This window comes from Micromonospora sp. NPDC005367 (assembly GCF_040606825.1).
Lineage (GTDB): Bacteria > Actinomycetota > Actinomycetes > Mycobacteriales > Micromonosporaceae > Micromonospora.
The window spans coordinates 1-25,333 of record NZ_JBEXFP010000051.1; the positions used below are offsets into that span (position 1 = coordinate 1).

Genomic DNA, 25,333 nt, shown 5'->3' on the forward strand with positions numbered 1-25,333 from the left:
GCGGTGGCGGCCGGCGGGCGGCTGCGTGCGGTTGACGTTTGTGGCCGAGGTCGGTGGCGGGCGGGGGACGGCGGCGGGGCGTGCGCCCGCGGTGGCCGGCGAGCGGCTCCGGCGGCGCGGTCCGGGTTCTCGTCCGTGCCGTGCGGCCCCGCTTGCCCGACCCCGGGTATCGCGGCCGTCGTGAGGGCGGTGGCGGCCGGTTGAGCGGTGCGTGGCGGCCCGGACGCCGCACCGGCCCGTCAACCGGCCCGGGACGCGGGACTGGCCGGTCAACCCGGCCCGGAGGCCGCACGGGCCGGTCAACGGGCCGCACGGGCCGGACAACGGGTCGTGCGGGCCGCTGCGGCGGCCGTGGAGCAGGGTGGCCGGCGGGGGCGCGATTCGGGGCCGCCGAGCCGGCGCAAGAGGCGTACGCGGGCGGCATCGGGCCGTCCGTGGTGACCACGAGAGGAAGCATGGGGATGGAGACCTTCGGCGCCCGGTTGTACCGGGCCGTGGCCGAGCGGGGGCCGCTCTGCGTCGGGATCGATCCGCACCCGGGGCTGCTGGCCCGGTGGGGGCTGTCGGACGACGTGGACGGGCTCGACCGGTTCGCCCGGACCGTCGTTGACGCCCTCGGTGACCGGGTTGCGGTGGTCAAGCCTCAGTCGGCATTCTTCGAGCGATTCGGTGCCCGAGGTGTCGCGATTCTTGAGTCAACTATCCGACAGTTGCGGGATCGCGGCTCGCTCGTTCTCCTCGACATCAAGCGCGGCGACATCGGATCGACCGTCCGCGCGTACGCCGAGGCGTACCTTGACCCATCCAGGCCGCTGTATGTCGACGCGGTGACCGCGAGCCCCTACCTGGGAGTAGGTTCGCTGGCCCCGATGTTCGAGCTCGCCGCCGAGCACGGCGGCGGCGTTTTCGTGCTCGCCCTCACCTCGAACCCGGAGGGGCCCGAGGTGCAGCATGCCCGCACCTCCGACGGGCGGACCGTCGCGCAGACCGTGATCGACGAGATTTCCCAGCTCAACGCCGGTGCGGAGCCGCTCGGCAGCCTCGGGCTGGTGGTCGGGGCGACCATCGGCGACACCGGTCACGACCTGTCCCGGGTCGGCGGTCCGTTGCTCGCGCCGGGCCTCGGCGCGCAGGGCGCGACCGCCGCCGATCTGCGTACGGTCTTCGGCGCGAGCCTGCCCGCGGTGCTCCCGTCGTACTCCCGCGAGGTGTTGGGCGCGGGCCCGGACGTGGCCGCGCTGCGGGCCGCGGCGGACCGCGCGCTGGCCGCGTGCAAGGCCGTCGTACCCGTCGCGGGCTGACTGACGGCTCGGTCACTTTGCGATGATCATCGCGCGTCCACGTTGCCGAAACGTCCGGCGACCGCTAGTTTTCCCCGCGCTGGGAACCACGGACCCCTTGGTTCACAGCGACACCACGTTTCACAGTGCGGTGGTGCGTCCCGCCCACCGCTATAGGGACCTGAGGAGAACTGGTGCCGCTCCCGTCACTGACCCCCGAACAGCGCGCTGCCGCGCTGGAGAAGGCCGCGGAGATCCGCAAGGCCCGTGCTGAGCTGAAGGAGCAGCTCAAGCAGGGCAAGACCACCCTCGGAGCCGTTCTCGAGCGGGCCGAGTCCGACGACGTCGTGGGCAAGCTGAAGGTGTCGGCCGTCCTGCAGGCGATGCCGGGCATCGGCAAGATCCGGGCCACCCAGATCATGGAGAAGCTCAAGATCGCCGACAGCCGCCGCCTGCGGGGCCTCGGCGAGCAGCAGCGCAAGGCACTGCTTGGAGAGTTCGCCGCCAACTGAGCGCGGTAGCGTGTAGAAACAAGCAGTGAGCACGGAAGGCGCGGCGCGTCCGGCGGTTTGGCTCACTGTCCTGGCCGGCCCGTCGGGCATGGGCCGGGAGAGTGTCGTCGAGCTCGTCCGGGCGCGCTCGCCCGCTGTGTGGCGGCCGGTTCCGGCCACCACCCGGCCCCGCCACGACGGCGAGGTCGACGGGGTGGACCGGGTCTTCCTGACCCCCGCCGGGTTCGATCGGCTGATCGCCGCGGGTGGCCTGCTGGAGTGGTCCCGGGCCGGCCCGTACCGGCGCGGCACCCCGTACGAACCCCTGCGCTCCCGGCTCACCGCCGGGCAGCCGGTGCTACTGCCGCTCGACGTCCCGGGCGCCCTCGCCGTCCGGGAACGCCTCGCCGGCGCCCGGCTGGTACTGCTCAACCCCCCGGGCCGCCGGCCTGACCCGGCCGTCGCTGCCGCCTTCGAACTCACCCTCATGCACGACCTGACCGATCGCGTCGCAGATGAGCTGGTAGGCTTTCTCGGTTCTTCTTATCCGACTCCGGCCGGTCCGCGCGTGCGGGGCTAGGAGCCTCTCGCGCCAGCGCGGTCCGGAGTCGGCCGCGGTTCACGCGAGTCGGCCGCGGTCGCCAGTCCGCACCGCTTGGGCGGTTCGACAGACGCAGAGGTAATTCGTGGGATCCATCGCCACCAACCCCGAGGGCATCACCAACCCGCCGATCGACGAACTCCTCGAGAAGACGACGTCGAAGTACGCGCTCGTCATCTTCGCGGCCAAGCGGGCCCGCCAGGTCAACGCGTACTACAGCCAGCTCGGTGAGGGCCTGCTGGAGTACGTCGGCCCGCTGGTCGAGACCACCCCGCAGGAGAAGCCGCTCTCCATCGCCATGCGCGAGATCAACTCCGGGCTGCTCACCGCCGAGCCGACCGACCAGCCGTAGTACCGCCGCACCGCGATGTCCGCCGAGATCATCCTCGGGGTCGGTGGCGGCATCGCCGCCTACAAGGCGTGTGAGCTGCTGCGGCTCTTCACCGAATCGGGCCACCGGGTCCGGGTCGTGCCGACCGCGTCGGCGCTCCGCTTCGTCGGGGCGCCGACCTGGGCGGCGCTCTCCGGGCAACCGGTCGCCGACGACGTCTGGTCCGACGTGCACGAGGTGCCGCACGTGCGCCTCGGCCAGCACGCCGACCTCGTCGTGGTCGCGCCGGCCACGGCCGACCTGCTCGCCAAGGCCGCACACGGTCTCGCCGACGACCTGCTCACCAACACGTTGCTCACCGCTCGTTGCCCGGTGGTGCTGGCCCCGGCCATGCACACCGAGATGTGGGAGCACCCCGCAACCGTGGCCAACGTCGCCACCCTGCGCTCCCGCGGCCTGCTGGTCGTCGAACCGGCGGTCGGGCGACTGACCGGCGTCGACACGGGCAAGGGTCGCCTCCCCGACCCGGCCGAGATCTTCGCGGTCGCCCGCCGGGTGCTGGCGCGGGGCGTCGGCGCCCCCGCCGACCTGGCCGGGCGCCGGGTGGTGGTCACCGCCGGCGGCACCCGCGAACCGCTGGATCCGGTCCGCTTCCTGGGCAACCGTTCCTCCGGCAAGCAGGGCTACGCGTTCGCCCGCACGGCGGTGGCGCGCGGCGCCCAGGTCACCCTGATCTCGGCCAACGTGTCGTTGCCCGACCCTGCGGGAGTCGATCTGGTCCGCGTGGGCACGACGGCGGAGCTGCGGGAGGCCACGCTGAAGGCGGCAGCCGACGCCGACGCGGTGGTGATGGCTGCGGCTCCGGCCGATTTTCGCCCGGCCGTCTACGCGCCTGGCAAAATCAAGAAGGCGGACGACGGCAGCGCGCCCACCATCGAGCTCGTCACCAACCCGGACATCGCCGCCGAGCTCGGTGAGCGTCGCCGGCCGGAACAGGTGCTGGTGGTGTTCGCCGCGGAGACCGGTGACGCCGAGGCGAACGGCCGAGCCAAACTGGCCCGGAAGCGAGCCGACCTCATCGTCATCAACGAGGTGGGTACGGACAAGGTCTTCGGCGCCGACAACAACGCGGCGACCGTCGTCGGTGCCGACGGTTCGGTCACCCAGATGCCCGAACAGTCCAAGGGGGACCTCGCCGACGGCGTCTGGGACCTCGTCGTGACGCGCTTGCCCGGTCGCCCGTGAGGGTGGAATCGGACACGACCGACTCCGCCGCAACGGACCGTGGTGACTAGACTTCCGCCGAACGACTTTCACACGCTTAGGAGTGCCGTGACACGCCGCCTCTTCACGTCCGAATCGGTCACGGAAGGCCACCCGGACAAGATCGCCGACCAGATCAGCGACGGTATCCTCGACGCGTTGCTCACCGAGGACCCACGCAGCCGGGTCGCGGTGGAGACCCTCATCACCACCGGCCAGGTGCACATCGCCGGCGAGGTCACCACAAAGGCGTACGCGGACATCCCGACCATCGTCCGCAGGACCATCCTCGACATCGGTTACGACTCGTCGAAGAAGGGCTTCGACGGCGCGTCGTGCGGGGTCAGCGTCTCCATCGGCGCCCAGTCGGAGGACATCGCGCAGGGCGTGGACAACGCCTTCGAGCTGCGTACCGGGACGTCGGAGAGCGCGCTGGACGCGCAGGGCGCCGGTGACCAGGGCATGATGTTCGGCTTCGCCTGCTCCGAGACGCCGGAGCTGATGCCACTGCCGATCGCCCTCGCCCACCGGCTGGCCCGCCGGCTGGCGGCGGTGCGCAAGGACGGCACGATCCCGTACCTCCGGCCGGACGGCAAGACGCAGGTCACCATCGAGTACGAGGGGCTGCGCCCGGTCCGGCTGAACACCGTGGTGGTCTCCAGCCAGCACGCGGCGGACATCTCGCTGGAGTCGCTGCTCACCCCGGACATCCGCGAGCACGTCATCGCTCCGGAGCTCGAGAGCCTGGGCCTGGACACCGAGGGTTACCGGCTGCTGGTCAACCCGACCGGCCGGTTCGAGATCGGTGGCCCGATGGGCGACGCGGGCCTCACCGGTCGCAAGATCATCGTCGACACCTACGGCGGGTACGCCCGCCACGGTGGCGGGGCGTTCTCCGGCAAGGACCCGTCGAAGGTGGACCGCTCGGCCGCGTACGCGATGCGGTGGGTGGCCAAGAACGTCGTCGCCGCCGGCCTCGCCGAGCGCTGCGAGGCGCAGGTCGCGTACGCGATCGGCAAGGCGCACCCGGTCAGCCTCTTCATCGAGACGTTCGGCACCGAGACCGTGCCGGTGGCCTCGATCGAGAAGGCCGTCTCCGAGGTCTTCGACCTGCGCCCGGCTGCGATCATCCGGGACCTGAACCTGCTCCGCCCGATCTACCAGCAGACCGCGGCGTACGGCCACTTCGGCCGGGAGCTGCCGGCGCTGACCTGGGAGAGCACCGAGCGGGCCGCCGACCTCAAGTCGGTCGCGGGAGCCTGACCAGCGCCACGCGCCGCGACCGGCGACCCGCTGACGGGTCGCCGGTCGCACGCGTCTGCGTGGACGTCGGACTGGCCCACCTGGACCGGCTCTTCGACTACCTGGTCCCGGCCGCGCTGGACGAGCAGGCGGTGCCGGGCACCCGGGTGAAGGTCCGCTTCGCCGGGCAGCTGGTGGACGGGTGGCTCCTGGAACGGGTCGACAGCTCCGACCACCCCCGGCTGGCGTACCTGGAGAAGGTCGTGTCCCCGGAGCCGGTGCTGTCGCCGGAGGTGGCCCGACTGGCCCGGGCGGTCGCCGACCGGTACGCCGGCAGCCTCGCCGACGTGCTCCGGCTCGCCGTGCCGCCGCGGCACGCCCGGGTGGAGAAGGAGGACCGCCGGGAGGGCGCCGCCGGGCCGGCGACGACCCTGCCGGCCGGGCCGGAGACCGAAGCGGCCCCGGCCGTCACGCCCGTGCCGGCGGCACGCGAGCCCGAGGCGGCCCCGGCCGTCACGCCCGCGTCGGCCCCGCCCGCGTCGGCTCTGCCCGGTTCCGGAGAGTCCGCGACCGGCGGGCCCGCGCCCGCCGTGTCCACGACGGTCCCGCCCGGACAGCGCAGACCCCCGACGGAGCCCGGGCACGGCGGGTGGCGCGACTATCCGACGGGTCCGGCCTACCTTCGGGCGCTGGCCGACGGGAGGGCGCCCCGGGCGGTCTGGTCCGCCCTGGCGGGGGAGGACTGGGCGACCCGGTACGCCGAGGCGGTCGCCGCGACCGTCGCCAGCGGCCGGGGCGCCGTGGTGGTGGTCGCCGACAACCGTGACCTCGACCGCCTCGACGCGGCGGTGGGCGCCGTGCTCGGCCCGGGACGGCACGTCTGTCTCTCGGCGGCGCTCGGCCCGGCCCGCCGTTACCGGGCCTTCCTCGCCGCGCGGCGCGGTGACGTGCCGGTGGTGATCGGCACCCGCGCCGCGATGTTCGCCCCGGTCGAGCGGCTGGGCCTCGTCGCGATCTGGGACGACGGGGACGACCTGCACGCCGAACCACGCGCCCCGTACCCGCACACCCGCGAGGTGTTGCTCACCCGGGCGCAGCTGGCCGAGGCCGGTGCGCTGGTGGGCGGGTTCGCCCGCACGGCCGAGGCTCAGCTGCTGCTGGACACCGGGTGGGCGCGGGAGGTGGTCGCCGACCGGGCCACGGTGCGGACGCGTACCCCCGCGATCGCGCCGACGGGCGACGACCCGCAGCTGGCCCGCGACCCCGGAGCGGCCACGGCGCGGCTGCCCAGCCTGGCCTGGACGGCGGCCCGGGACGCACTCCGCGCAGACCTGCCGGTGCTGGTGCAGGTGCCCCGCCGCGGCTACCTGCCCTCGCTCTCCTGCGCGCAGTGCCGCACGCCGGCCCGTTGCCCGCACTGCGCGGGTCCGCTCGCGCTGCCCTCCGCGACGGCGCCGCCCGCGTGCCGCTGGTGCGGCCGGGTCACCGCCGCGTACGCCTGTCCCGAATGTGGTGGACGGCGGCTGCGCGCCGCGGTCACCGGTGCCCGGCGCACCGCCGAGGAGCTGGGACGGGCGTTTCCCGGCGTGCCGGTCCGCACGTCCGGCCGGGACGAGGTGCTCGCCGGCGTGCCCGGTGGGGCGGGTCTGGTGATCGCCACGCCGGGCGCCGAACCGTTGGCGGAGGGCGGCTACGGCACGGTGCTGCTGCTCGACTCGTGGGCGCTGCTCACCCGGGCCGACCTGCGCGCCGGGGAGGAGGCGCTGCGGCGCTGGCTGACCGCGGCTGCGCTGGCCCGACCCGCCGGAGCCGGCGGCCGGGTGGTGGTGGTCGCCGACGGCGCGCTCGCGCCGGTGCAGGCGTTGCTGCGATGGGACGCCGGCTGGTTCGCGGCCCGTGAGTTGGCCGAGCGGCGCGAGCTGGGCTTCCCGCCCGCCGTCCGGATGGCCAGCGTGACCGGACTGCCCGCGGCCGTGGCCGACCTGCTCGACGAGGCGCGGCTGCCCGACGACGCTGAGGTGCTCGGTCCGGTCCCGGCCGACGGTGAGCGGGAACGGATGCTGGTGCGGGTGCCGCGGGCGCGGGCGGCCGCGCTGGCCGGCGCGTTGCACGCCGCCGTCGGCGCGCGCAGCGCCCGCAAGGCCGCCGACCCGGTCCGCCTCCAGGTCGACCCGCTCGACCTCTTCTGACCCTCCGCCTCCCGACCATCCCGCCGGAGCTGGGACCTTCTTCGCGGAAAGCCTGGCCATTCGGCGTTGAACAGCCATGATTTCCGGGAGAGTGCGCAGGAGGGTGGGCCACGCGATGTCGCACGCCGCGTGCGGCGGGAGCCTGATTATCGGGTGGTAGCATCGCCCGTCATGCCGGGCGGACCATGGCACGACGATGGGGGAATGCGTCGAGGCCACGCCAGGACGATGAGTTCGAGTCTCCGGTGATCAGGGGTGGACCAGTCGTGACCGTTCGTCAGTCGATCGTCTTCAACGGTGACCTCGGCAGCGGGAAGAGCACCGTGTCGATCGAGGTCGCCAAGCGGCTGGGCCTGCGCCGGGTCAGCGTCGGCGACCTGTACCGGCAGATGGCGCAGGAGCGGCAGATGACCGCCCTGCAGCTCAACCTGCACGCCGAACTCGACCAGGCGGTCGACGGCTACGTCGACCAGCTCCAGCGGGACATCGCCGCCTCCGGTGAGAGCCTCGTCATGGACTCCCGCCTGGCCTGGCACTTCTTCACCGACGCGCTCAAGGTGCACATGATCACCGAGCCGGGCGAGGCCGCCCGCCGGGTGCTCGCCCGCCCGTCCGGGCCGGCGGAGAGCTACACCTCGCAGGAGGAGGCCAAGGCCAAGCTCCGCGAACGCAGCGAGAGCGAGCGGGGCCGGTTCATCATCCGGTACGGGGTGGACAAGGCCCGGCTGCGCAACTACGACCTCATCTGCGACACCACCCGGGCCACGCCGGAGGAGGTGATCGAGCACGTGATCGCGGCGTACGAGGGGACGCTCGGCGCCGACGTGCTGCGGGACGAGCCGCCGCTGCTGCTGCTCGACCCGGCCCGGGTCTACCCGACCGAGGACATCGCCACCCTGCGCGGGCTCTGGGACTCGGAGTACGTGGGCGAGGTGGCCGGTGCCGGCGACGAGGCGATGGAGCCGCTGCGGATCGGCTACACCGGTGAGTACTTCTTCGTGGTCGACGGGCACCGGCGGCTCAGCGCCGCGCTGCAGAGTGGCTTCCACCTCGTTCCGGCGCAGCTCGCCGCCGAGGTGGACGAGCCGGTCGTCGGCGGCATGAGCGCGGTGGAGTACTTCACTGCGCAGGTCAGCCCCGGCAAGGTCTACGACTGGGAGGCCGCGCACGGCATCGAGTTGCCGCTGCCCGAGCACGCCCTGCTCGGCGGGGACGCGGTACTCGCCGGCGAGCCGGGCCACGGCGCCTGACCGACGAGGGCACGGCCGCCCGGCTCCCGCCGCGGCGGCTCGGACCGACGGCTTCCCGCGTCCGGCGCCGCCGGGCGTGACGCTGCGCACACCCGCGCCGATCGATCACCGTACGCCGGCCGGGTCCGGCCGCGGCACTCCGTAGACTGGTACGGCCTCGATGATCGTCCCACCCTAAGGAGCCGTCCCGCGTGACCGTCCAGCCCATCCGTCTGTTCGGGGATCCGGTGCTGCGCACGCCGGCCGACCCGGTGGTCGACTTCGACGTCGAGCTGCGCCGGCTCATCGCCGACCTGACCGACACCATGCGTGAGCAGAACGGCGCCGGCCTGGCCGCGCCGCAGCTCGGGGTGGGTCTGCGGGTGTTCACCTTCGACGTCGACGACGTCCTCGGCCACCTGGTCAATCCGGTACTCGAGTTCCCCGACTCCGAGGAGCAGGACGGCCCGGAGGGCTGCCTCTCCATCCCCGGGCTCTACTTCGACACCAAGCGCCGGCAGAACGTGATCGCCAAGGGCTTCAACGGCTACGGCGACCCGATGCAGATCGTCGGCACCGGCCTGATGGCCCGCTGCGTGCAGCACGAGACCGACCACCTCGACGGCGTGCTCTTCGTCGACCGGCTCGACCAGGCCGGGCGCAAGGAGGCGATGAAGGCGATCCGCCAGGCGGAGTGGTACGACCCCGCCGCCCCGCCGGTGGTCAAGCTCAACCCGCACGGCTCGGCCGGCAGCCCCTTCGGTCTGGGTGGGTGATCGTCCGGTGCGTGTGATCTTCGCCGGCACGCCGGCCGTCGCGGTCCCGTCAGTGGCCGCCGTCGCCGCCTCCCGGCACGAGTTGGTGGCCGTGGTCACCCGTCCCGACGCGCCCGCCGGGCGCGGTCGGGGCCTGTCCCGATCCCCGGTCGGGGCGTGGGCGGACGAGCACGGTGTCGAGGTGCTCACGCCGGCCCGTCCCCGCGAGCCCGAGTTCCTGGCCCGGCTGCGTGAACTCGCGCCGGACTGCGTGCCCGTGGTCGCGTACGGGGCGTTGGTTCCGCCGGCCGCGCTGGAGATCCCCCGGCACGGCTGGGTCAACCTGCACTTCTCCCTGCTGCCGGCCTGGCGTGGCGCGGCGCCCGTGCAGCACGCCGTGCTGCACGGCGACGAGCTGACCGGGGCCAGCGTCTTCCAGCTCGAGGAAGGGCTGGACACCGGGCCGGTCTACGGCACGCTCACCGACGAGATCCGCCCGACCGACACCTCGGGTGACCTGCTCGATCGGCTCGCCGTCTCCGGCTCGGGTCTGCTCGTCGCCGTGCTCGACGCGATCGAGGACGGCAGCGCCCGGGCCGAGCCGCAGCCGGCCGACGGGGTGTCGCTGGCCCCGAAGCTCACCGTGGAGGACGCCCGGGTGCGCTGGACCGATCCGGTCTTCGCGGTGGACCGCCGGGTCCGTGCCTGCACCCCGGCGCCCGGCCCGTGGAGCACGTTCCGCGGTGAGCGGATCAAGCTGGGCCCGGTCGTCCCGGTGCCGGACGCTCCCGCGCTGAAGCCCGGTGAGCTGCTTGTCGAGAAGTCGCGCGTGCTCGTCGGCACCGCCACCACCCCGGTACGGCTGGGCGAGGTGCGGGCCGCGGGCAAGCGGGCGATGCCAGCGACCGACTGGGCACGCGGTGCCCGGGTCGCGGCCGGAGAGGACCTAGTATGAGCAGCCCCGGACCGGTACGCGACGAGGGTTCGCCCGACGAGCGGTCCGACCTCCGCCCAGCCAGCCCCGGCGATGGACAGTGGGGCGCGCGCGGGCGCCGTGACCGGCCCGGCGATGGGCGACCGGCCCCGGGCGGGCGCTGGTCCGCGCGCGCCGGCACGGACCGGCGCGGCGGCCGGGGCGGCCGGCCACCCGTGGACCGCCCGCGGCAGGCCGCGTACGAGGCGGTCGCCGCGGTGCACCGGGACGACGCCTTCGCCAACCTGGTCCTGCCGGCCATCCTCCGTGAGGAGGGGCTGACCGGCCGGGACGCGGCGTTCGCCACCGAACTGACGTACGGCACGCTGCGCCACCTCGGCACGCTGGACGCGATCCTGACGGCGGCGGCCGGGCGGGACGTGCAGCGGATCGACCCGCCGGTGCGGGACGCGCTGCGCCTCGGGGCGTACCAGCTTCTGCACACCCGGGTGCCGGCGCACGCGGCGGTCTCCTCCACGGTCGACCTGGTCCGCATGGTCGGGCAGGGCGCCACCGGCTTCGCCAACGCGGTGCTGCGGGAGGTCGCCGAGCGGGACGCCGACGCCTGGGTGGAGCGGCTCGCGCCGAGCCCGGAGAGCGACCCGGTCGGGCACCTGGCGCTCGCCTACAGCCACCCGCAGTGGGTGGTGCGGGCGTTCGCCGAGGCGCTCGGCGGTGACCTCGGTGAGACGACCCGGCTGCTGATCGAGGACAACGAGCGGCCCCCGGTGCACCTGTGCGCCCGCCCTGGGCGCATCGGCGCGGTGGAGCTGGCCGACGAGGTCGGTGGCGCGCCGGGCGCCTTCTCGCCGTACGCCGTCTACCTGAGCGGCGGCGCCCCGGGTGACCTGGCGGCGGTGGCCGACGGGCGGGCCCACGTGCAGGACGAGGGCTCGCAGCTGGTGGCGACCGCGTTGACGGCCGCGCCGCTGGACGGCCCGGACGGTCGCTGGCTCGACCTCTGCGCAGGGCCGGGCGGCAAGGCCGGTCTGCTCGGCGCCATCGCCGCCGAGCGCGGCGCCCGGTTGACCGCCGTCGAGGTGGCCGAGCACCGGGCCCGGCTGGTCGCCCGGGCCACCCGGGATCTGCCGGTGACCGTGCTGCACACGGACGGCCGTACCGTCGGGCAGGACGCGAAGCTGCCGGAGGATCACTTCGACCGTGTCCTGGTCGACGCCCCCTGCACCGGCCTGGGCTCGCTGCGGCGTCGCCCGGAGTCCCGCTGGCGGCGGCAACCGTCCGATCTCTCCGCGCTGACCCGGTTGCAGCGCGAGCTGCTCGCCGCGGCGCTGCGCGCGGTACGCCCCGGCGGCGTCGTCGCCTACGTCACCTGCTCGCCGCACACGGTGGAGACGCACGTGACGGTGACCGAGGCGGCCCGGCGTTCCGGTGTCCCGGTCGACTTCGTCGACGCCCGCCCGCTGCTGCCGGCCGGTATGCCGGGGCTGGGGGACGGCCCGACCGTGCAGCTGTGGCCGCACCGGCACGGCACCGACGCGATGTTCCTGGCCGTCCTCCGCCGCGGCTGACCCCGGCGCCCACTTAGGGAAGGAGTGGCCTTCGCGCCTGCGAAGGCCACTCCTTCCGTTGCAGGAGGCCGGTGCCGGGTAGGAACGGCAGCGGTCAGCGGACCGGGAGGCCCTTGTCGCCGGCGCCCTTCATCGAGCGGGTGAGGGTGCGGTCGCTGACCCAGAGGAAGCACTGCACGCCACGGTTGCCGTTCTTCCAGGCTTCCTCGAGCGGGTGGTAGAAGATCGTCCCGGCCCGGTACTGCATGTCGGAGTCGTTCGGCACCTTCACGTACGAGGCGATCAGCTTCCGGCACGCCTTGTGCAGGCTGAGGGTGGTGCTGGTGAACTCGGCGTAGCTGATGTCCGGCGCCTGGTAAACCCCGACGAACTCGGCGTGGTGCTTGGCGGTGCAGGCCTTCGGGACCATCTCCTCGATGTCATCCTTGACCAGCTTCGGGTCGAAACAGCCGTACGCCAGCTTGGACGTGCCCTTCAGGGTGTCCCGCAGGCTTCCCGAACGCGCGTCGATGTCAGGCTTGTCGAGGCTCGCGATCTCGCTGACGTCGCAGCGGAACCACCGGGCCCCGCCGGTCCACGCGGCGGGTGACGGGAAGACCACGTCGACGTTCAGCCGGCCGGAGCGCCAGTCGGCGCCGACCGCCTTGTTGACCTCCCGGTCGCATTCGGTGCGCGCGGCGCGCATGCCCACCGAGCCGGCCGGTGGCGGCGTGCTCCGCTGCGCGCCCGCACCGGTGAGCGTGCCGACGTGCAGGGTCTCCGTCCGGTGCGGCCCGCCGCAGTCGACGGGGCTGTAGGCGCTGAGATAACCGACGTCCTGGATGGCGAGGTGACAGACTCCCGGCTCGGGGACGAACGCCTCGGCCGCGGCGAACGCGGGCCAGTCATCGGTGAGTTCCGCGTCGAGACCGGCCGGGGCGCACCCGGCGAGTCCCAGCACCGCCACCGTGCTCACCACGGCCGCCGTCCACCACCGTCGCATCCGCCGACCTCCCCGCCGACCGTGGTCACGCCCACCGGCGATCATCGACCGGTTGCGCCACGGCGCTGGAGCATACGGCACCGCCATTCAGATCGCTGGTAGTCCCTGTGGCCCCACCCCGCGCATCGACCGGGTGAGCTTCCGGTCGTCGCTTCACCGGAATCCGGTGACCGTCGATGTCGTCCGTGGCGGGTGCGCCGAGGCCCCGGGCGATGCGTCACCGTCTGGGGTGGAGTGTCGCCGGGTTCGCGCCGATCGGCCAGTCGCGGATGTCCGCCCGTCCGGGATCGCCCGCCCGGGCCGGCCGATTCCGCACCGGCGGTCACTGTCGGGTCGCGCCCCGTCGCGGATGCTGCCGTGCCGGCGGTGACCGGCGGCGACGTTCGTACACTTGCCCGGTGACCGTACCGCCGCCGATCGTCGCGCCGAGCATCCTCGCCGCCGATTTCGCCCACCTCGCCGACGAGGTCCGTGCCGTCGAGGGTGCCGCCGACTGGCTGCACGTCGACGTCATGGACAACCACTTCGTGCCGAACCTGACCATCGGATTGCCGGTGGTGCAGAGCCTCCGGGCGGCCACCGAACTGCCGTTCGACGTGCACCTCATGATCGAGGATCCGCGACGGTGGGCACCCGGCTACGCCGACGCCGGGGCGTACAACGTCACGTTCCACGCCGAGGCGTGCGACGACCCGGTGGCGCTCGCCAAGGACCTGCGCTCGGCCGGGGCGAAGGCCGGGCTGGCGATCGACCGGGACACCCCGATCGAGCCGTACCTCGACCTGCTGCCGAGCTTCGACACCCTGCTGATCATGACGATCAAGGCCGGTTTCGGCGGGCAGCGTTTCATTCCGCAACTGCTGGACAAGGTGCGCGCCGCCCGACGGCACGTCGCCGCCGGGCACCTGGAGCTGCGTATCGAGGTCGACGGCGGGATCGCCGCCGACACCATCGAGCAGGCCGCCGCGGCCGGTGCCGACGCCTTCGTGGCCGGCACCGCGGTCTACGGCGCCGACGATCCCGCCGAGGCCGTACGCCGGCTTCGGGCCCTCGCGGAACGCGCGATCGCCGGGGCCTGACGTGGACACGGCGGAGGAGCGACCGGACGTCATCCTCGTCGTCGACGATGACGAGGACATCGCACGCTTCGTCGAGTTCAACCTCCGGCTGCACGGCTTCGAGGTGATCCACGCCGCGGACGGCCAGGAGGCGCTCGAGGTGATCGAGCGGCAGCGGCCCGACCTCGCGGTGGTCGACCTGATGATGCCTCGGATCGACGGCCTCGAGCTGACCCGGCGGCTGCGCGCCGACCCGATGACCTCGGCGTTGCCGGTGATCATGCTGACGGCCAAGGGGATGACCGTCGACAAGGTGCACGGCCTCAGCGCGGGCGCCGACGACTACCTGGTCAAGCCGTTCGACACCGCCGAGCTGGTGGCCCGGGTCAGCTCCACGCTGCGCCGCAACAAGGAGTTCCGGGAGGTCTCGCCGCTGACCGGTCTGCCGGGGAACAGCCGGATCCGGCGGGAGATCTCCGACCGGGTGCGCAGCGGCGCCGACTACGCCGTCGGGTACATCGACATCGACCGGTTCAAGAGCGTCAACGACCGGTACGGCTTCGTCCGTGGCGACGACTTCATCTCGGCCCTGGCCCGCAGCGTGCACCGGGCAGTGGTCTCCGTCGGGCTCCCACCGGCGTTCCTCGGTCACGTCGGCGGCGACGACTTCGTCATCGTCTGCGCCCCGGACCAGATCCGGCCGCTGACCTCGCAGGCCGTGGTGGACTTCGAGAAGTCGGCCGACTCGCTCTACGACCCGATCGACCGGGAGCGCGGCTACGTCGAGCTCAAGGACCGGCGGGGCAACATCCGCCGGGCCGCGCTGGTCACCCTGTCGATCGGTGTCTCCGTCTCCGATGCCGGCAAACGCTTCACCGACCCGCTCGAGGCGATCGCGGTCGCCAGTGAGATGAAGTCGGTGGCCAAGAGCCAACCCGGGTCGTATGTGGCGGTCGACCGGCGACGTGGAGTCACCTGAGCCGGCGAGGCCGGTGTGAACTACCTCGCCCAGGTGGCGGCGGCAGCCGCTCGGCGTGTAAGACTTCCCTGTACCCACCACGCGCTGGCGGGACTCGGTGAAATTCCGAACCGGCGGTGATCCACGGCGAGATCGTGGTCAGCCCGCGACCCGGTCGGCTCTGCTGACCGGTGGACCTGGTGTGAATCCGGGGCCGACGGTTGGGAGCGGGACATTCCGCCCCCAGACAGTCCGGATGGGAGACAGCGCGCGGGACGGACGGGTGTGCCCGGCCGCCGACCTCGGCGTGCCGTGTCATCCCTGCGGGTCGGCTGTGCCGTACCCGGATCTCCGCCGCCGCACGCCCGCGGCCCGATGCCGCCTCCCGACCCCGCCCGCGCGCCCCCGGCGAGCGAGAAGGCAGGGACAAGGCGAATGGCGAGCGTCTCCGTCGACGAGGCGATGCGTCGTGCGATCGAACTCGGTGCGCGTGGACTCGGCACCACCAGCCCCAATCCGGTGGTCGGGTGCGTGCTGCTCGACGCCGACGGCGAGGTCGTCGGTGAGGGTTTCCACGCGTACGCGGGCGGCCCGCACGCCGAGATCGTCGCGCTCGCGCAGGCCGGCGAACGGGCCCGGGGCGGCACCGCGGTGGTCACGCTGGAGCCCTGCGACCACACCGGTCGCACCGGCCCCTGCAGCCTCGCGCTCATCCAGGCCGGGGTCGCCCGGGTGGTGATCGCCGTGCCCGACCCGAACCCGGTGGCCTCGGGCGGCGCTGCCACCCTGCGCGCCGCCGGCGTCCAGGTCGACCTGGGCGTACGCACCAACGAGGCGGAAGCCGGCAACATCGCCTGGCTGACCTCGATGCGCCGGGGCTGGCCGTACGTGACCTGGAAGTACGCCGCGACGCTGGACGGACGATCGGCGGCGGCCGACGGCACCAGCATGTGGATCACCTCGGAGGCCGCCCGGATCGACGTGCACGCGCTGCGTGGCACCGTCGACGCGGTCGTCGCCGGGGTGGGCACCGTGCTCGCCGACGACCCCCGGCTCACCGCCCGGAACCTGCGCGACGGCAGCCTCGCCATCCGCCAGCCGCTGCGGGTGGTGGTGGACAGCGAGGGGCGTACCCCCGCCGACGCCCGGGTCCGCGACGGCGCGGCCCGGACCTGGGTCGCCACCGTGGCGGAGGTCGGCGCCGGCAAGGACGGCCGGGTCGACCTGCCGGCGCTCCTCGCCGAGTTGCACCAGCGCGGCGTGCGGGCGGTCCTGCTGGAGGGCGGCCCCCGGCTGGCCGGCGCGTTCCTGGCGGAGGGGCTGGTCGACAAGATCGTCGGGTACGTCGCGCCCCGGCTGCTCGGCGCCGGACCGGTGGCGCTCATCGACGCGGGTGTGACGACCATCGCTGAGGCCATCGATCTTGAGTTGATCGACGTTACGCAGATCGGTCCGGATCTACGGATCACCGCGCTGCCCCGAAAGAGGGAGGGCTGACATGTTCACCGGCATCGTCGAGGAGCTGGGTGAGGTGGTCGCCGTGACGGCGACCGCGGGAGACTCGGCGCTGGTCGCCATCCGCGGCCCGCTGGTCACCGCCGACGCTCGGCATGGTGACTCCATCTCCGTCAACGGCGTCTGCCTGACGGTGGTCGACGTCGACGCGGGAGTCTTCACGGCGGACGTGATGGGCGAGACCCTGCGCCGCTCCGCGCTCGGCACGCTGCGCCCCGGCGCCCCGCTGAACCTGGAGCGGGCCGCGACGCTGGGTAGCCGGCTCGGTGGGCACCTGGTGCAGGGCCACGTCGACGGCGTCGGCGAGGTGCTCTCCCGGGAGCCGGCGGAGCAGTGGGAGACGGTCCGTTTCCGGCTTCCCGCGCACCTGTCCCAGTACGTGGTGGAGAAGGGCTCGATCACCGTCGACGGCGTGTCGCTGACCGTGGCCGCCGTCGGCCCGGACTGGTTCTCGGTGGGGCTGATCCCCACGACGCTGAAGCTCACCACCCTCGGCGCCCGCGAGGTGGGCGACCCGGTGAACCTCGAGGTGGACGTGGTGGCCAAGTACGTCGAGCGGCTGCTCGGCGACCGGCTGGCCGCCGGCGAGCCCGGGGCGCTGCCCGGCGTCCCGATCACCGGCCCCGGCGGGGTCGGCTCACCCGGCGAGGTCGCCTGATGAGCGAGCGTCCCGGATCCATTAACGCGGCCGAGCCTCGGCCCGTTCGGCGGAGCGGAGAATTGGCATGACCACCTTTGGCGCCATCGAGCAGGCGATCGCGGACATCGCCGCGGGGCGGCCCGTCGTCGTGGTAGACGACGCCGACCGCGAGAACGAGGGCGATCTGATCTTCGCGGCCGAGCTGGCCACCCCGGAGCTGGTCGCGTTCATGGTCCGGCACACCTCCGGTTTCATCTGCGTGCCGCTCGTCGAGAGCGAGGCCGACCGACTCGACCTGCCGCCGATGCACCACACCAACCAGGACCGGCGGGGAACCGCTTACACGGTGACCGTGGACGCCCGGGAGGGCGTCTCCACCGGCATCTCGGCGGCCGACCGGGCACACACGATCCGGCTGCTCGCCGACCCGAGCACCGGGCCGGCCGACCTGGCCCGGCCGGGGCACGTGGTGCCGCTGCGGGCCCGGCAGGGCGGGGTGCTGCGCCGCCCCGGGCACACCGAGGCGGCCATCGACCTCACCCGGTTGGCCGGCCTGCACCCGGCCGGCGTGCTCTGCGAGATGGTCAACGACGACGGCACCATGATGCGGGTGCCGGACCTGGAGAAATTCTCCGCCGAGCACTCGCTGACGATGATCACCATCGCCGACCTGATCGCGTACCGGCGGCGGACGGAGAAGCAGATCGAGCAGGTCGCCGACACGCGGATGCCGACCCGGCACGGGGTCTTCCGGGCCATCGGGTACCGCAGCACGCACGACGCCGCCGAGCACGTCGCGATGGTGTACGGCGAGATCGGCGACGGGAAGGACGTCGTGGTCCGGGTGCACTCCGAGTGCCTCACCGGGGACGTCTTCGGCTCGCTGCGCTGCGACTGCGGTCCGCAGCTCGACGCCGCGCTGGCGCGGGTCGCCGGCGAGGGACGCGGAGTGGTGCTCTACATGCGCGGCCACGAGGGGCGGGGCATCGGACTGCTGCACAAGCTTCAGGCGTACCAGCTGCAGGACCTGGGCCGGGACACCGTGGACGCCAACCTGGACCTCGGCCTGCCGGCCGACGCCCGGGACTACGGCACCGGCGCGCAGATCCTCTACGACCTCGGGGTGCGCTCCATGCGGCTGCTCACCAACAACCCGGCTAAGCGGGCCGGGCTGGAGGGGTACGGCCTGACGATCACCGGCCGGGAACCGCTGCCGGTGCGTCCCCACCCGGAGAACGTGCGGTACCTGCGTACCAAGCGGGACCGGATGGGACACCTGTTGGAGTTGGACGACGTCACGGAGGCACCGGTCGGCAAGGTGCCCGCCGGTGACGAGATCGGAGCATAGACATGGCGGGATTCGGGGAGCCGACGACGGCGCCCGTTGACGCGACCGGAATGACGGTGGGTGTGGTCGCCGCGCGCTGGCACGGCGAGTTGACCGACCACATGGTCGAGCGGGCTGTCGCCGCCGCCGAGGCCAGCGGTGCCCGCGCGGTGGTCGCCCGGGTCGCCGGCTCGGTCGAGATCCCGGTGGTGGCGCAGGCCATGGCGCGTCGCTTCGACGTGGTGGTCGCGCTCGGCGTGGTGATCCGCGGCGCCACCGCCCACTTCGAGTACGTCTCCCGTTCGGTCACCGACGGGCTGACCCGGGTCGCGCTCGACGAGGGAAAGCCGGTCGCGCACGGTGTGCTCACCGTGGACAACCTGGAGCAGGCCCGGGACCGGGCCGGCCTGCCCGGCTCGGCGGAGGACAAGGGCTGGGCCGCCACCGTCGCCGCGCTCGACGCGGCGCTGGCCGTCCGGTCGGTCGGTGCCGCCAACGGCCAGCGGCTCGGTTTCACGGGCTGAGCGCCCACGGAACGAGTGGCGGTCCCGGGCGAACGATCGTCCCGGGGCCGCCACTCGTCGGTGTCCGGGTTCCGACGTGACAGAATCCGCCGGTGAGCCGCATCGAGTACGTGCAGCTGCCCGGCCTGCGGATGGCGTACCGCGCCTTCGGCCCGGCCGACGGGCGACCGCTCGTCGCGCTGCACGGAGGCGGGACGGCCGGCACGACCTGGTCCGGGCTGGCCGGCGCGCTCGACGGGGTCCGGACGTACGCTCCGGACCTGCGGGGTTTCGGGGCCACCGACCGCCCCGGCCGGTACGGGCTGGAGCTGGTGCGCGACGACGTGCTGGCGTTCCTCGACGCCGTCTCGCTGCCCCGCGTCACGCTGCTCGGCCACTCCTCCGGGGCGGTGGCCGCGTACCTGCTCGCACAGGCCCACCCGGAACGGGTCGCCGCGCTGGTGCTGGCGGAGCCACCTCCGCCGGTGCCACTGGATCTGCGGCTGCCCGACCGGCCCGCCGTGAAGCCGCCGTACGACTGGGCGGCCCGGGCAGCGGCGGTGGCCGAGCTGAACGATCCGCCTCCCGAGTGGTGGGAGAGGTTGACGCAGATCACGTCGCCGACGTTGCTGGTCGGCGGGGGACCCGCCAGTCACCTGCCGCAGCACGAACTGGCCCGGATGGCCGACCGAATTCCCACCGCCCGCCTGGTCGGCATCGATGGTGGGCACGCCGTGCACACCGAGCGCCCGGCCGAGTTCCACCAAGCGGTGCGGAACTTCCTCACCACGACGGTGGGCTGACGCCGGCCGGATCGGGTTGTTCGGGATTCGGGTGCGGAGGGGAAACGCCGTGCCTGGACCCGGAGCGCGCCGCTGGTCCGGGAAGCTGGAACAATCGCGGTGTGAAGACGTTCGAGGAGTTGTTCGCCGAGCTGCAGGCCAAGGCCGCGGCCGGCACTCCCGGCTCGGGCACCGTCGCCGCGCTCGAGCGGGGCGTGCACTTCATCGGCAAGAAGGTCGTCGAGGAGGCGGCCGAGTCGTGGATGGCCGCCGAGCACGAGGGCCGGGAGCGGGCCGCCGAGGAGATCTCCCAGCTGCTCTACCAGACCCAGGTGCTGATGCTCGCCACCGGGCTCGAACTGAAGGACGTCTACCGACATCTGTGAGTGCGTCCCGTCGTCGACCAGAACCGACTGCTAGGAGCACTCCGTCATGCTGCGTGTCGCCATTCCCAACAAGGGCACCCTCGCCGAGCCGGCCGCCCAGATGCTGCGCGAGGCGGGCTACCGCCAGCGCACCGACCCGAAGGACCTGGTCTGCCGGGACGAGCCCAACGACATCGAGTTCTTCTACCTGCGCCCGAAGGACATCGCCACCTACGTCGGCTCCGGTGACCTGGACCTCGGCATCACCGGCCGGGACCTGCTCATCGACTCGGGTGCGGTGGCCGAGGAGGTGATGGACCTCGCCTTCGGTCAGGCCACCTTCCGGTTCGCCGCCCGCCCCGAGGACATCGCCTCCGTGCAGGACCTGGGCGGGCACCGGGTCGCCACCGCGTACCCGGGGCTGGTCCAGCGGCACCTCGGCGAGCTGGACGTGAAGGCCGACGTGATCCGGCTCGACGGCGCGGTGGAGAACGCTGTACGGCTGGGTGTCGCCGACGTGGTGGCGGACGTGGTCGAGACCGGCGCGACCCTGCGCCAGGCCGGCCTCGTCGTCTTCGGCGAGCCGCTGCTGCGCTCGTCGGCGGTGCTCGTACGCCGCGCCGGCGCCCCCGCGCACCCGCAGGCCGAGCAGCTGCTGCGCCGCCTGCACGGGGTGCTGGTGGCCCGCCGCTACGTGATGCTCGCGTACGACGTGCCCGCCGGTCTGCTGGACCGGGCCAGCTCGCTCACCCCGGGCATCGAGTCGCCGACCGTGTCACCGTTGCACCGGGAGGGCTGGGTCGCGGTACAGGCGATGGTGCTCCGCGACGACGTACACCGGATCATGGACGAGCTCTACGAGCTCGGCGCCCGCGCGATCCTCGTCACCAACATCCACGCCTGCCGGTTGTGACCGCGACGCCTCCGTCGGCGGTGCCGGAGCCGGCCCCGTCCTGGCCGGAATCCGGCACGGCGTCGCTTCCGGCGCAGCCCGGTCCACGGTCGCCCGGCGCGGAGCCGGTGCCGCCGGCCGGGTCCGGTTCGGCAGCGGCCGCGCCGGGCGTGGCGCCGCCGCGACCGGTCCCGTCGGCCACGAGAGCGCTGCCGGTGTGGGCGGCCCTCTCCCTCGTGGCCGTTGCCGGCGTCGCGTCGGCGGCGCAGGGCGCGGCCAACGGTGAGTTGGGGGTCCGGGTCGGCGCACCGACCCTCGCCGCGGTGGTCAACAACCTCGGCGGCACCCTGCTGGTGGCGCTCGGGCTCGTCGTCCTGCCGTCGATGCGTACCGGGCTCGCCGCGCTGCGCCGGGCGCGGTTGCCCTGGTGGTCCTACCTGGGTGGGTTGGGTGGCGCGGCGATCGTGGTGCTCGGCGCGTACGTGGTGCCGGTGCTCGGAGTCGCCGTCTTCACCATCGCCCAGGTCGCCGGGGGGAGCCTGGGCGGGTTGGCGGTGGACCGGGCCGGCCTCGCCCCGGTCGGCCGACTGTCGCTCACCGGGCCCCGGATCGCCGGCGGGCTGCTCGGTGTGGCGGCGGTGGCGCTGGCCCAGGTCGGCCAGCCGGTGGGGGAGTTGGCCGTCGGGCTGGTCCTGCTCGCGGTCGCCGGTGGGGTCGGGGTGGCGTTGCAGTCGGCGTTGAACGGCCGGGTCTCCGCGGCCGGCTCGGCCGCCGCGGGCGTGGCGGTCAACTTCGTGGTCAGCACACCGGCGGTGCTGCTGGTGGCGGCCGTCGCCGGGGCGCTCACCGCACCGCCGCCCAACTGGCCGGACGCCTGGTACCTCTACACCGGCGGGCTGCTCGGTGTGGGCATCGTGGCCGGCCTGGTGGTCGGGGTCCGCTCGGCGGGGGTGCTGCGCACCGGACTGGCCCTGGTGGCCGGTCAGCTCGGCGGGGCGTTGCTGCTGGACGAGTTCCTGCCCGGCGGCCCGGGCGCTCGGCGCGCCGTGCTGGTCGGCGCGGGGCTGACGCTGCTGGCGGTCGTCGTGGCAGGTCGCGGCACCCGCCGGCGTTGACGCCGCCGTAGCCGTCGCGGTGGGTCCGGGGCTTGGTTGCGCGGCGCTGTCGAGCCAGCCGTCGTGCGCGTGGGCAGCGTGGCGGCGGCGGACGTGCCGGGGGCGGGTGGCAGACTGGTGGGGTGAGTGAACCCGAGCTGATCCGTCTGCGGCCCCGGCGCATCCGGGTGATCTGCTGGGCCTCCGCGGCCGTCCTGCTGGTGGTCTTCTCCCTGGTGGCGACTTCCCTGCACGGCTCGACCGGGGACGGCTACGGCACCTTCCAGCGTGGCGACCAGCTCGCCATGGTCGGTCTCGGCATCTTCGGCGCGCTCGGCATCCTGCTGTTCACCCGCCCCCGGGTGGAGGCCGACGCGCGGGGCGTGCGGGTGCGCAACCTGGTCGGGTCGTACGAGCTGCCGTGGGAGGTCGTACGCGGCATCCGTTTCGACCGGGGTGCGCCCTGGGCCAGTCTGGAGCTGCACGACGACGACCTGATGCCGATGGTCGCCCTGCAGGCCGCCGACAAGGAGCTGGCCGTCCAGGGGGTACGGGCGCTGCGTCGCCTGCACCAGGCCCACCTGGCCCGCCTGACCGAAAACGCCCCCAACCGCTGACTCTCACCTTCACCGGTAACGGCCGCTCTTTCCCGCAAGGAGCGGCCGATCCGCGTCGAGTGGGCACTTTTTTGGGTCAACTCGGGTTCCCTGAAGTCGGGATATCCGCAGGTTCGGGACAGCCCGACATCAAGGAACCCGAGTCGATCAACCGCCGGATATCACGCCCGGTGGGCCGACGGGGGCGGTTGGGTGCGGATGTGCGGAGGGTGTAGTGTTGTCGAGTCGACCAGGCTGTCCGCGTAGATCGGGCGGCCATGAAAGTGGAGCGCCTGCTCCCACCCGCGTCGCCGCCACGGTGGCCGGGTCCGGTCCCCGGTTCCGGGCATGTCCCGGCGCCGGATGCGCGATCATTTGATCGTGCCGACCGGTCGAGCGGGCCCTGGCATGTGCCGGGGCCTTCTGCTTTCCGGGTCGGCTCCCGCCCGGGAGCCGCAGGGTCGCACGTAGCAAACACTCGACTCGAGGAGGCCCCATCAGCGTCGAACCACGCGTGAACGAGCAGATCCGGGCACGTGAGGTCCGACTGGTCGGCCCCGAGGGTGAGCAGGTGGGCATCGTCCCACTGGAGCGCGCCCTTCAGCTGGCCGCGGACGTCGATCTGGACCTGGTCGAGGTTGCGCCGATGGCGCGCCCGCCGGTGTGCAAGCTCATGGACTTCGGCAAGTTCAAGTACGAGAGCGCACTGAAGGCGCGCGAAGCGCGGCGTAACCAGCAGCAGACCGTCATCAAGGAGATGAAGCTCCGGCCGAAGATCGATCCGCACGACTACGAGACCAAGAAGGGTCACGTGGTGCGGTTCCTCAAGGCCGGCGACAAGGTCAAGGTGACGATCATGTTCCGCGGTCGCGAGCAGAGTCGGCCGGAGCTGGGTTACCGGCTCCTGCGTCGGCTCGAGTCGGAGATCTCGGAGCTGGGGTACGTCGAGGCCGCTCCGAAGCAGGACGGCCGAAACATGATCATGGTGCTCGCGCCGCACCGCGCCACCAAGGCAGCCGCGGTCGCCGCGACGGCCTCCCGTGGCGGGGCGCCCCGGGAGCGGGCCGAAGGGTCTGCCACCCCCGAGGCCGGCGAGACCGCAGCAGCCGGTGAGACCGGCGCAGTCGCCGACAACAGCGGCGAGTAACAGGGGAGAAGACGTTCCACATGCCGAAGATGAAGAGCCACACGGGTATGGGCAAGCGGGTCAAGGTGACCGGCAAGGGCAAGATCGTTGCCCAGCAGGCCGGCCTCCGGCACAACCTGGAGAAGAAGCCCTCCACCCAGACCCGCCGGCTGACCGGCACCGTCGTGCTGGCCAAGGCCGACGTGAAGCGCATCAAGAAGCTGCTCGGCCGCTGACGCGCGCCACCCGACGTAAGAAGGAGTTGAGATGGCACGCGTCAAGCGGGCTGTGAACGCCCAGAAGAAGCGCCGTACCCTGCTGGAGACCGCGAGCGGCTACCGCGGTCAGCGCTCCCGCCTCTACCGCAAGGCCAAGGAGCAGGTGCTGCACTCGATGCAGTACTCCTACCGGGACCGTCGCGACCGCAAGGGCGACTTCCGGCAGCTCTGGATCCAGCGGATCAACGCGGGCGCCCGCGCCAACGGGATGACCTACAACCGCCTGATCCAGGGCCTCAAGCTGGCCGGCATCGAGGTCGACCGGAAGATCCTGGCCGACCTGGCCGTCAACGACGCCGCCGCGTTCGCGGCGATCGTCGAGGTGGCCCGGGCCGCGGTCGCGGCCGAGGGCACCGGCGGTGCGGCGGCTCAGGCCGCCTGATCCCCTGCGTCTGAGGCGCCCCTCGTCGACCCCGACGGGGGGCGCCTCGCTGCAAGGATCGAGGAGAAGATGCTCTTCACCCCGCGTACGCCCCGGGTGGTCGCCGCCCGCCGGCTGCACCGGCGCCGCGACCGCGAGGCCACCGGCCGCTTCCTCGCCGAGGGCCCGCAGGCCGTGCGCGAGGCGCTCGCCGTTCCCGGCGTGGTCACCGAGCTCTTCGGTACCCCGGCCGCCCTGGACCGGTACGCCGAGTTGGCGGCCCTGGCCGCCGGCGGTGACGTGCCGGTCTCCGAGGTGACCGACGACGCCCTCGTCGCGCTCGCCGAGACCGTGGCCCCGCAGGGCCTGGTGGCCGTCTGCCGGCACCTCGACGTGCCGCTGGACCAGGCCCTCGACCGCCGGCCCGGGCTGGTCGCGGTGCTCGCCGAGATCCGCGACCCGGGTAACGCCGGCACGGTGCTGCGCACCGCCGACGCGGCGGGGGCGGGCACGGTGGTGTTCGCCGGAGACGCCGTCGACCCGTACAACGGCAAGTGCGTGCGCGCCTCGGCGGGCAGCCTGTTCCACGTCGACGTGGTCCGCGCCGACGATCCGGTCGAGGTGGTCGCCGCGTTGCGCGCCGCCGGGTTCGCGGTGCTCGCCACCACCGGCTACGGCGAGGAGGACCTCGACGACCTGGCCGACGCCGGCCGGCTCGCCGGGCCCACCGCCTGGCTGTTCGGCTCCGAGGCGCACGGGCTGCCGCAGGCGCTCACCGAGGCCGCCGACGCCCGGGTCCGGGTGCCCCTGCACGGGCGCGCCGAGAGCCTGAACCTGGCTGCGGCTGCGGCCGTCTGCCTGTACTCTTCAGCGAAAGCACAGCGCCGACCGGGCTCCGGTCGCGCGGACGTCACGACCGGGGAGACCAGCCGTCCATGAACGCGCCACGGCGTTCGTTTAGCCAGCCCGCCGG

The 25,333-nt window shown here is 73.3% G+C and carries 27 protein-coding genes and 1 riboswitch; of the genes, 26 read left to right on the plus strand and 1 reads right to left on the minus strand.

Going from position 1 to position 25,333, the window contains the following annotated elements; genetic code table 11:
- Nucleotides 1-461 precede the first annotated feature (461 nt).
- From pyrF to ABZS42_RS26590, 11 genes are all read left to right on the plus strand, one after another.
- Nucleotides 462-1,301, plus strand: a complete 840-nt coding sequence (gene pyrF / locus ABZS42_RS26540; RefSeq protein ID WP_355149717.1) for an orotidine-5'-phosphate decarboxylase — start codon at nucleotides 462-464, stop codon at nucleotides 1,299-1,301.
- Nucleotides 1,302-1,474: 173 nt separating this feature from the next.
- Complete coding sequence (mihF, locus tag ABZS42_RS26545; RefSeq protein WP_007458370.1) at nucleotides 1,475-1,792, plus strand: integration host factor, actinobacterial type; 318 nt, start codon at nucleotides 1,475-1,477, stop codon at nucleotides 1,790-1,792.
- Nucleotides 1,793-1,817: 25 nt separating this feature from the next.
- A complete protein-coding gene (locus ABZS42_RS26550) occupies nucleotides 1,818-2,351 on the plus strand; it encodes a guanylate kinase (protein ID WP_355149719.1) in 534 nt (177 codons plus the stop codon).
- Between the two features lie 106 nt (nucleotides 2,352-2,457).
- Nucleotides 2,458-2,724, plus strand: a complete 267-nt coding sequence (gene rpoZ / locus ABZS42_RS26555) for a DNA-directed RNA polymerase subunit omega (RefSeq protein ID WP_025617742.1) — start codon at nucleotides 2,458-2,460, stop codon at nucleotides 2,722-2,724.
- 15 nt (nucleotides 2,725-2,739) lie between these two features.
- Complete coding sequence (gene coaBC / locus ABZS42_RS26560) at nucleotides 2,740-3,948, plus strand: bifunctional phosphopantothenoylcysteine decarboxylase/phosphopantothenate--cysteine ligase CoaBC (protein WP_355149721.1); 1,209 nt, start codon at nucleotides 2,740-2,742, stop codon at nucleotides 3,946-3,948.
- Nucleotides 3,949-4,035: 87 nt separating this feature from the next.
- Nucleotides 4,036-5,229 (plus strand): methionine adenosyltransferase, encoded by a 1,194-nt coding sequence (gene metK / locus ABZS42_RS26565; RefSeq protein ID WP_355149723.1) that lies wholly within the window; start codon nucleotides 4,036-4,038, stop codon nucleotides 5,227-5,229.
- A gap of 59 nt (nucleotides 5,230-5,288) precedes the next feature.
- Nucleotides 5,289-7,397, plus strand: a complete 2,109-nt coding sequence (locus ABZS42_RS26570) for a primosomal protein N' (RefSeq protein ID WP_355149725.1) — start codon at nucleotides 5,289-5,291, stop codon at nucleotides 7,395-7,397.
- 266 nt (nucleotides 7,398-7,663) lie between these two features.
- Nucleotides 7,664-8,647, plus strand: a complete 984-nt coding sequence (locus ABZS42_RS26575) for an AAA family ATPase (RefSeq protein ID WP_355149727.1) — start codon at nucleotides 7,664-7,666, stop codon at nucleotides 8,645-8,647.
- A 191-nt stretch (nucleotides 8,648-8,838) separates the two neighbouring features.
- Nucleotides 8,839-9,402, plus strand: a complete 564-nt coding sequence (def, locus tag ABZS42_RS26580; RefSeq protein WP_355149729.1) for a peptide deformylase — start codon at nucleotides 8,839-8,841, stop codon at nucleotides 9,400-9,402.
- A gap of 7 nt (nucleotides 9,403-9,409) precedes the next feature.
- A complete protein-coding gene (gene fmt, locus ABZS42_RS26585) occupies nucleotides 9,410-10,336 on the plus strand; it encodes a methionyl-tRNA formyltransferase (protein WP_355149731.1) in 927 nt (308 codons plus the stop codon).
- A complete protein-coding gene (locus ABZS42_RS26590; protein WP_355149733.1) occupies nucleotides 10,333-11,883 on the plus strand; it encodes a transcription antitermination factor NusB in 1,551 nt (516 codons plus the stop codon). The genes fmt and ABZS42_RS26590 overlap by 4 nt, the downstream gene beginning before the upstream one ends.
- A 94-nt stretch (nucleotides 11,884-11,977) precedes the next feature.
- On the opposite strand, the gene ABZS42_RS26595 is transcribed toward ABZS42_RS26590, so the two are convergent.
- A complete protein-coding gene (locus tag ABZS42_RS26595) occupies nucleotides 11,978-12,865 on the minus strand; it encodes a septum formation family protein (RefSeq protein ID WP_355149735.1) in 888 nt (295 codons plus the stop codon).
- A 398-nt stretch (nucleotides 12,866-13,263) separates the two neighbouring features.
- Between ABZS42_RS26595 and rpe the strand changes: the two genes are divergently transcribed.
- The 15 genes from rpe to ABZS42_RS26670 all read left to right on the plus strand — a co-directional run bounded on the left by rpe (nucleotide 13,264) and on the right by ABZS42_RS26670 (nucleotide 25,299).
- On the plus strand, nucleotides 13,264-13,944 hold the full coding sequence (gene rpe, locus ABZS42_RS26600) for a ribulose-phosphate 3-epimerase (RefSeq protein ID WP_355149737.1): 681 nt from the start codon (nucleotides 13,264-13,266) through the stop codon (nucleotides 13,942-13,944).
- Between the two features lies 1 nt (nucleotide 13,945).
- On the plus strand, nucleotides 13,946-14,902 hold the full coding sequence (locus ABZS42_RS26605; protein ID WP_355149739.1) for a response regulator: 957 nt from the start codon (nucleotides 13,946-13,948) through the stop codon (nucleotides 14,900-14,902).
- A 79-nt stretch (nucleotides 14,903-14,981) separates the two neighbouring features.
- Nucleotides 14,982-15,153: riboswitch (FMN riboswitch) on the plus strand.
- 163 nt (nucleotides 15,154-15,316) lie between these two features.
- Entirely contained in the window at nucleotides 15,317-16,378 is a 1,062-nt protein-coding gene (gene ribD / locus ABZS42_RS26610) for a bifunctional diaminohydroxyphosphoribosylaminopyrimidine deaminase/5-amino-6-(5-phosphoribosylamino)uracil reductase RibD (RefSeq protein WP_355149741.1), read from the plus strand.
- A 1-nt stretch (nucleotide 16,379) separates the two neighbouring features.
- Entirely contained in the window at nucleotides 16,380-17,054 is a 675-nt protein-coding gene (locus ABZS42_RS26615; RefSeq protein WP_355149743.1) for a riboflavin synthase, read from the plus strand.
- A 67-nt stretch (nucleotides 17,055-17,121) separates the two neighbouring features.
- Nucleotides 17,122-18,384, plus strand: a complete 1,263-nt coding sequence (locus ABZS42_RS26620) for a bifunctional 3,4-dihydroxy-2-butanone-4-phosphate synthase/GTP cyclohydrolase II (RefSeq protein WP_355149745.1) — start codon at nucleotides 17,122-17,124, stop codon at nucleotides 18,382-18,384.
- Nucleotides 18,385-18,386: 2 nt separating this feature from the next.
- Entirely contained in the window at nucleotides 18,387-18,887 is a 501-nt protein-coding gene (gene ribH / locus ABZS42_RS26625; RefSeq protein WP_355149747.1) for a 6,7-dimethyl-8-ribityllumazine synthase, read from the plus strand.
- Between the two features lie 92 nt (nucleotides 18,888-18,979).
- Nucleotides 18,980-19,669 (plus strand): alpha/beta hydrolase, encoded by a 690-nt coding sequence (locus ABZS42_RS26630; protein ID WP_355149749.1) that lies wholly within the window; start codon nucleotides 18,980-18,982, stop codon nucleotides 19,667-19,669.
- Between the two features lie 101 nt (nucleotides 19,670-19,770).
- Nucleotides 19,771-20,034 carry a phosphoribosyl-ATP diphosphatase gene (locus tag ABZS42_RS26635; RefSeq protein ID WP_120331238.1) on the plus strand — a complete coding sequence of 88 codons (264 nt, stop codon included), beginning with the start codon at nucleotides 19,771-19,773 and terminating at the stop codon, nucleotides 20,032-20,034.
- Between the two features lie 46 nt (nucleotides 20,035-20,080).
- Nucleotides 20,081-20,926 (plus strand): ATP phosphoribosyltransferase, encoded by an 846-nt coding sequence (gene hisG, locus ABZS42_RS26640; protein ID WP_355149751.1) that lies wholly within the window; start codon nucleotides 20,081-20,083, stop codon nucleotides 20,924-20,926.
- Nucleotides 20,923-22,020, plus strand: a complete 1,098-nt coding sequence (locus ABZS42_RS26645) for a DMT family transporter (RefSeq protein ID WP_355149753.1) — start codon at nucleotides 20,923-20,925, stop codon at nucleotides 22,018-22,020. The genes hisG and ABZS42_RS26645 overlap by 4 nt, the downstream gene beginning before the upstream one ends.
- Before the next feature lie 122 nt (nucleotides 22,021-22,142).
- Entirely contained in the window at nucleotides 22,143-22,616 is a 474-nt protein-coding gene (locus tag ABZS42_RS26650) for a PH domain-containing protein (protein ID WP_355149754.1), read from the plus strand.
- A 493-nt stretch (nucleotides 22,617-23,109) separates the two neighbouring features.
- The gene (gene infC / locus ABZS42_RS26655; protein ID WP_076472863.1) at nucleotides 23,110-23,742 is read left to right on the plus strand and encodes a translation initiation factor IF-3; all 633 of its coding nucleotides are present in this window, start codon (nucleotides 23,110-23,112) and stop codon (nucleotides 23,740-23,742) included.
- A gap of 20 nt (nucleotides 23,743-23,762) precedes the next feature.
- Nucleotides 23,763-23,957: a 50S ribosomal protein L35 gene (gene rpmI, locus ABZS42_RS26660; RefSeq protein ID WP_007458415.1), complete on the plus strand. Its 195-nt coding sequence runs from the start codon at nucleotides 23,763-23,765 to the stop codon at nucleotides 23,955-23,957.
- Between the two features lie 31 nt (nucleotides 23,958-23,988).
- A complete protein-coding gene (gene rplT / locus ABZS42_RS26665; RefSeq protein ID WP_355149756.1) occupies nucleotides 23,989-24,381 on the plus strand; it encodes a 50S ribosomal protein L20 in 393 nt (130 codons plus the stop codon).
- 69 nt (nucleotides 24,382-24,450) lie between these two features.
- On the plus strand, nucleotides 24,451-25,299 hold the full coding sequence (locus tag ABZS42_RS26670) for an RNA methyltransferase (RefSeq protein ID WP_355149758.1): 849 nt from the start codon (nucleotides 24,451-24,453) through the stop codon (nucleotides 25,297-25,299).
- Nucleotides 25,300-25,333: the final 34 nt, after the last annotated feature.

Bases quoted from the DNA above. Each gene is read 5' to 3' on its own strand.
- pyrF (WP_355149717.1), top strand. From the start codon at position 462: ATGGAGACCTTCGGCGCCCGGTTGTACCGGGCCGTGGCCGAGCGGGGG.
- coaBC (WP_355149721.1), top strand. From the start codon at position 2,740: ATGTCCGCCGAGATCATCCTCGGGGTCGGTGGCGGCATCGCCGCCTAC.
- ABZS42_RS26590 (WP_355149733.1), top strand. From the start codon at position 10,333: ATGAGCAGCCCCGGACCGGTACGCGACGAGGGTTCGCCCGACGAGCGG.
- ABZS42_RS26595 (WP_355149735.1), bottom strand. From the start codon at position 12,865: ATGCGACGGTGGTGGACGGCGGCCGTGGTGAGCACGGTGGCGGTGCTG.
- ribD (WP_355149741.1), top strand. From the start codon at position 15,317: ATGGCGAGCGTCTCCGTCGACGAGGCGATGCGTCGTGCGATCGAACTC.
- ABZS42_RS26615 (WP_355149743.1), top strand. From the start codon at position 16,380: ATGTTCACCGGCATCGTCGAGGAGCTGGGTGAGGTGGTCGCCGTGACG.
- ABZS42_RS26620 (WP_355149745.1), top strand. From the start codon at position 17,122: ATGACCACCTTTGGCGCCATCGAGCAGGCGATCGCGGACATCGCCGCG.
- ribH (WP_355149747.1), top strand. From the start codon at position 18,387: ATGGCGGGATTCGGGGAGCCGACGACGGCGCCCGTTGACGCGACCGGA.
- hisG (WP_355149751.1), top strand. From the start codon at position 20,081: ATGCTGCGTGTCGCCATTCCCAACAAGGGCACCCTCGCCGAGCCGGCC.
- rpmI (WP_007458415.1), top strand. From the start codon at position 23,763: ATGCCGAAGATGAAGAGCCACACGGGTATGGGCAAGCGGGTCAAGGTG.
- rplT (WP_355149756.1), top strand. From the start codon at position 23,989: ATGGCACGCGTCAAGCGGGCTGTGAACGCCCAGAAGAAGCGCCGTACC.
- ABZS42_RS26670 (WP_355149758.1), top strand. From the start codon at position 24,451: ATGCTCTTCACCCCGCGTACGCCCCGGGTGGTCGCCGCCCGCCGGCTG.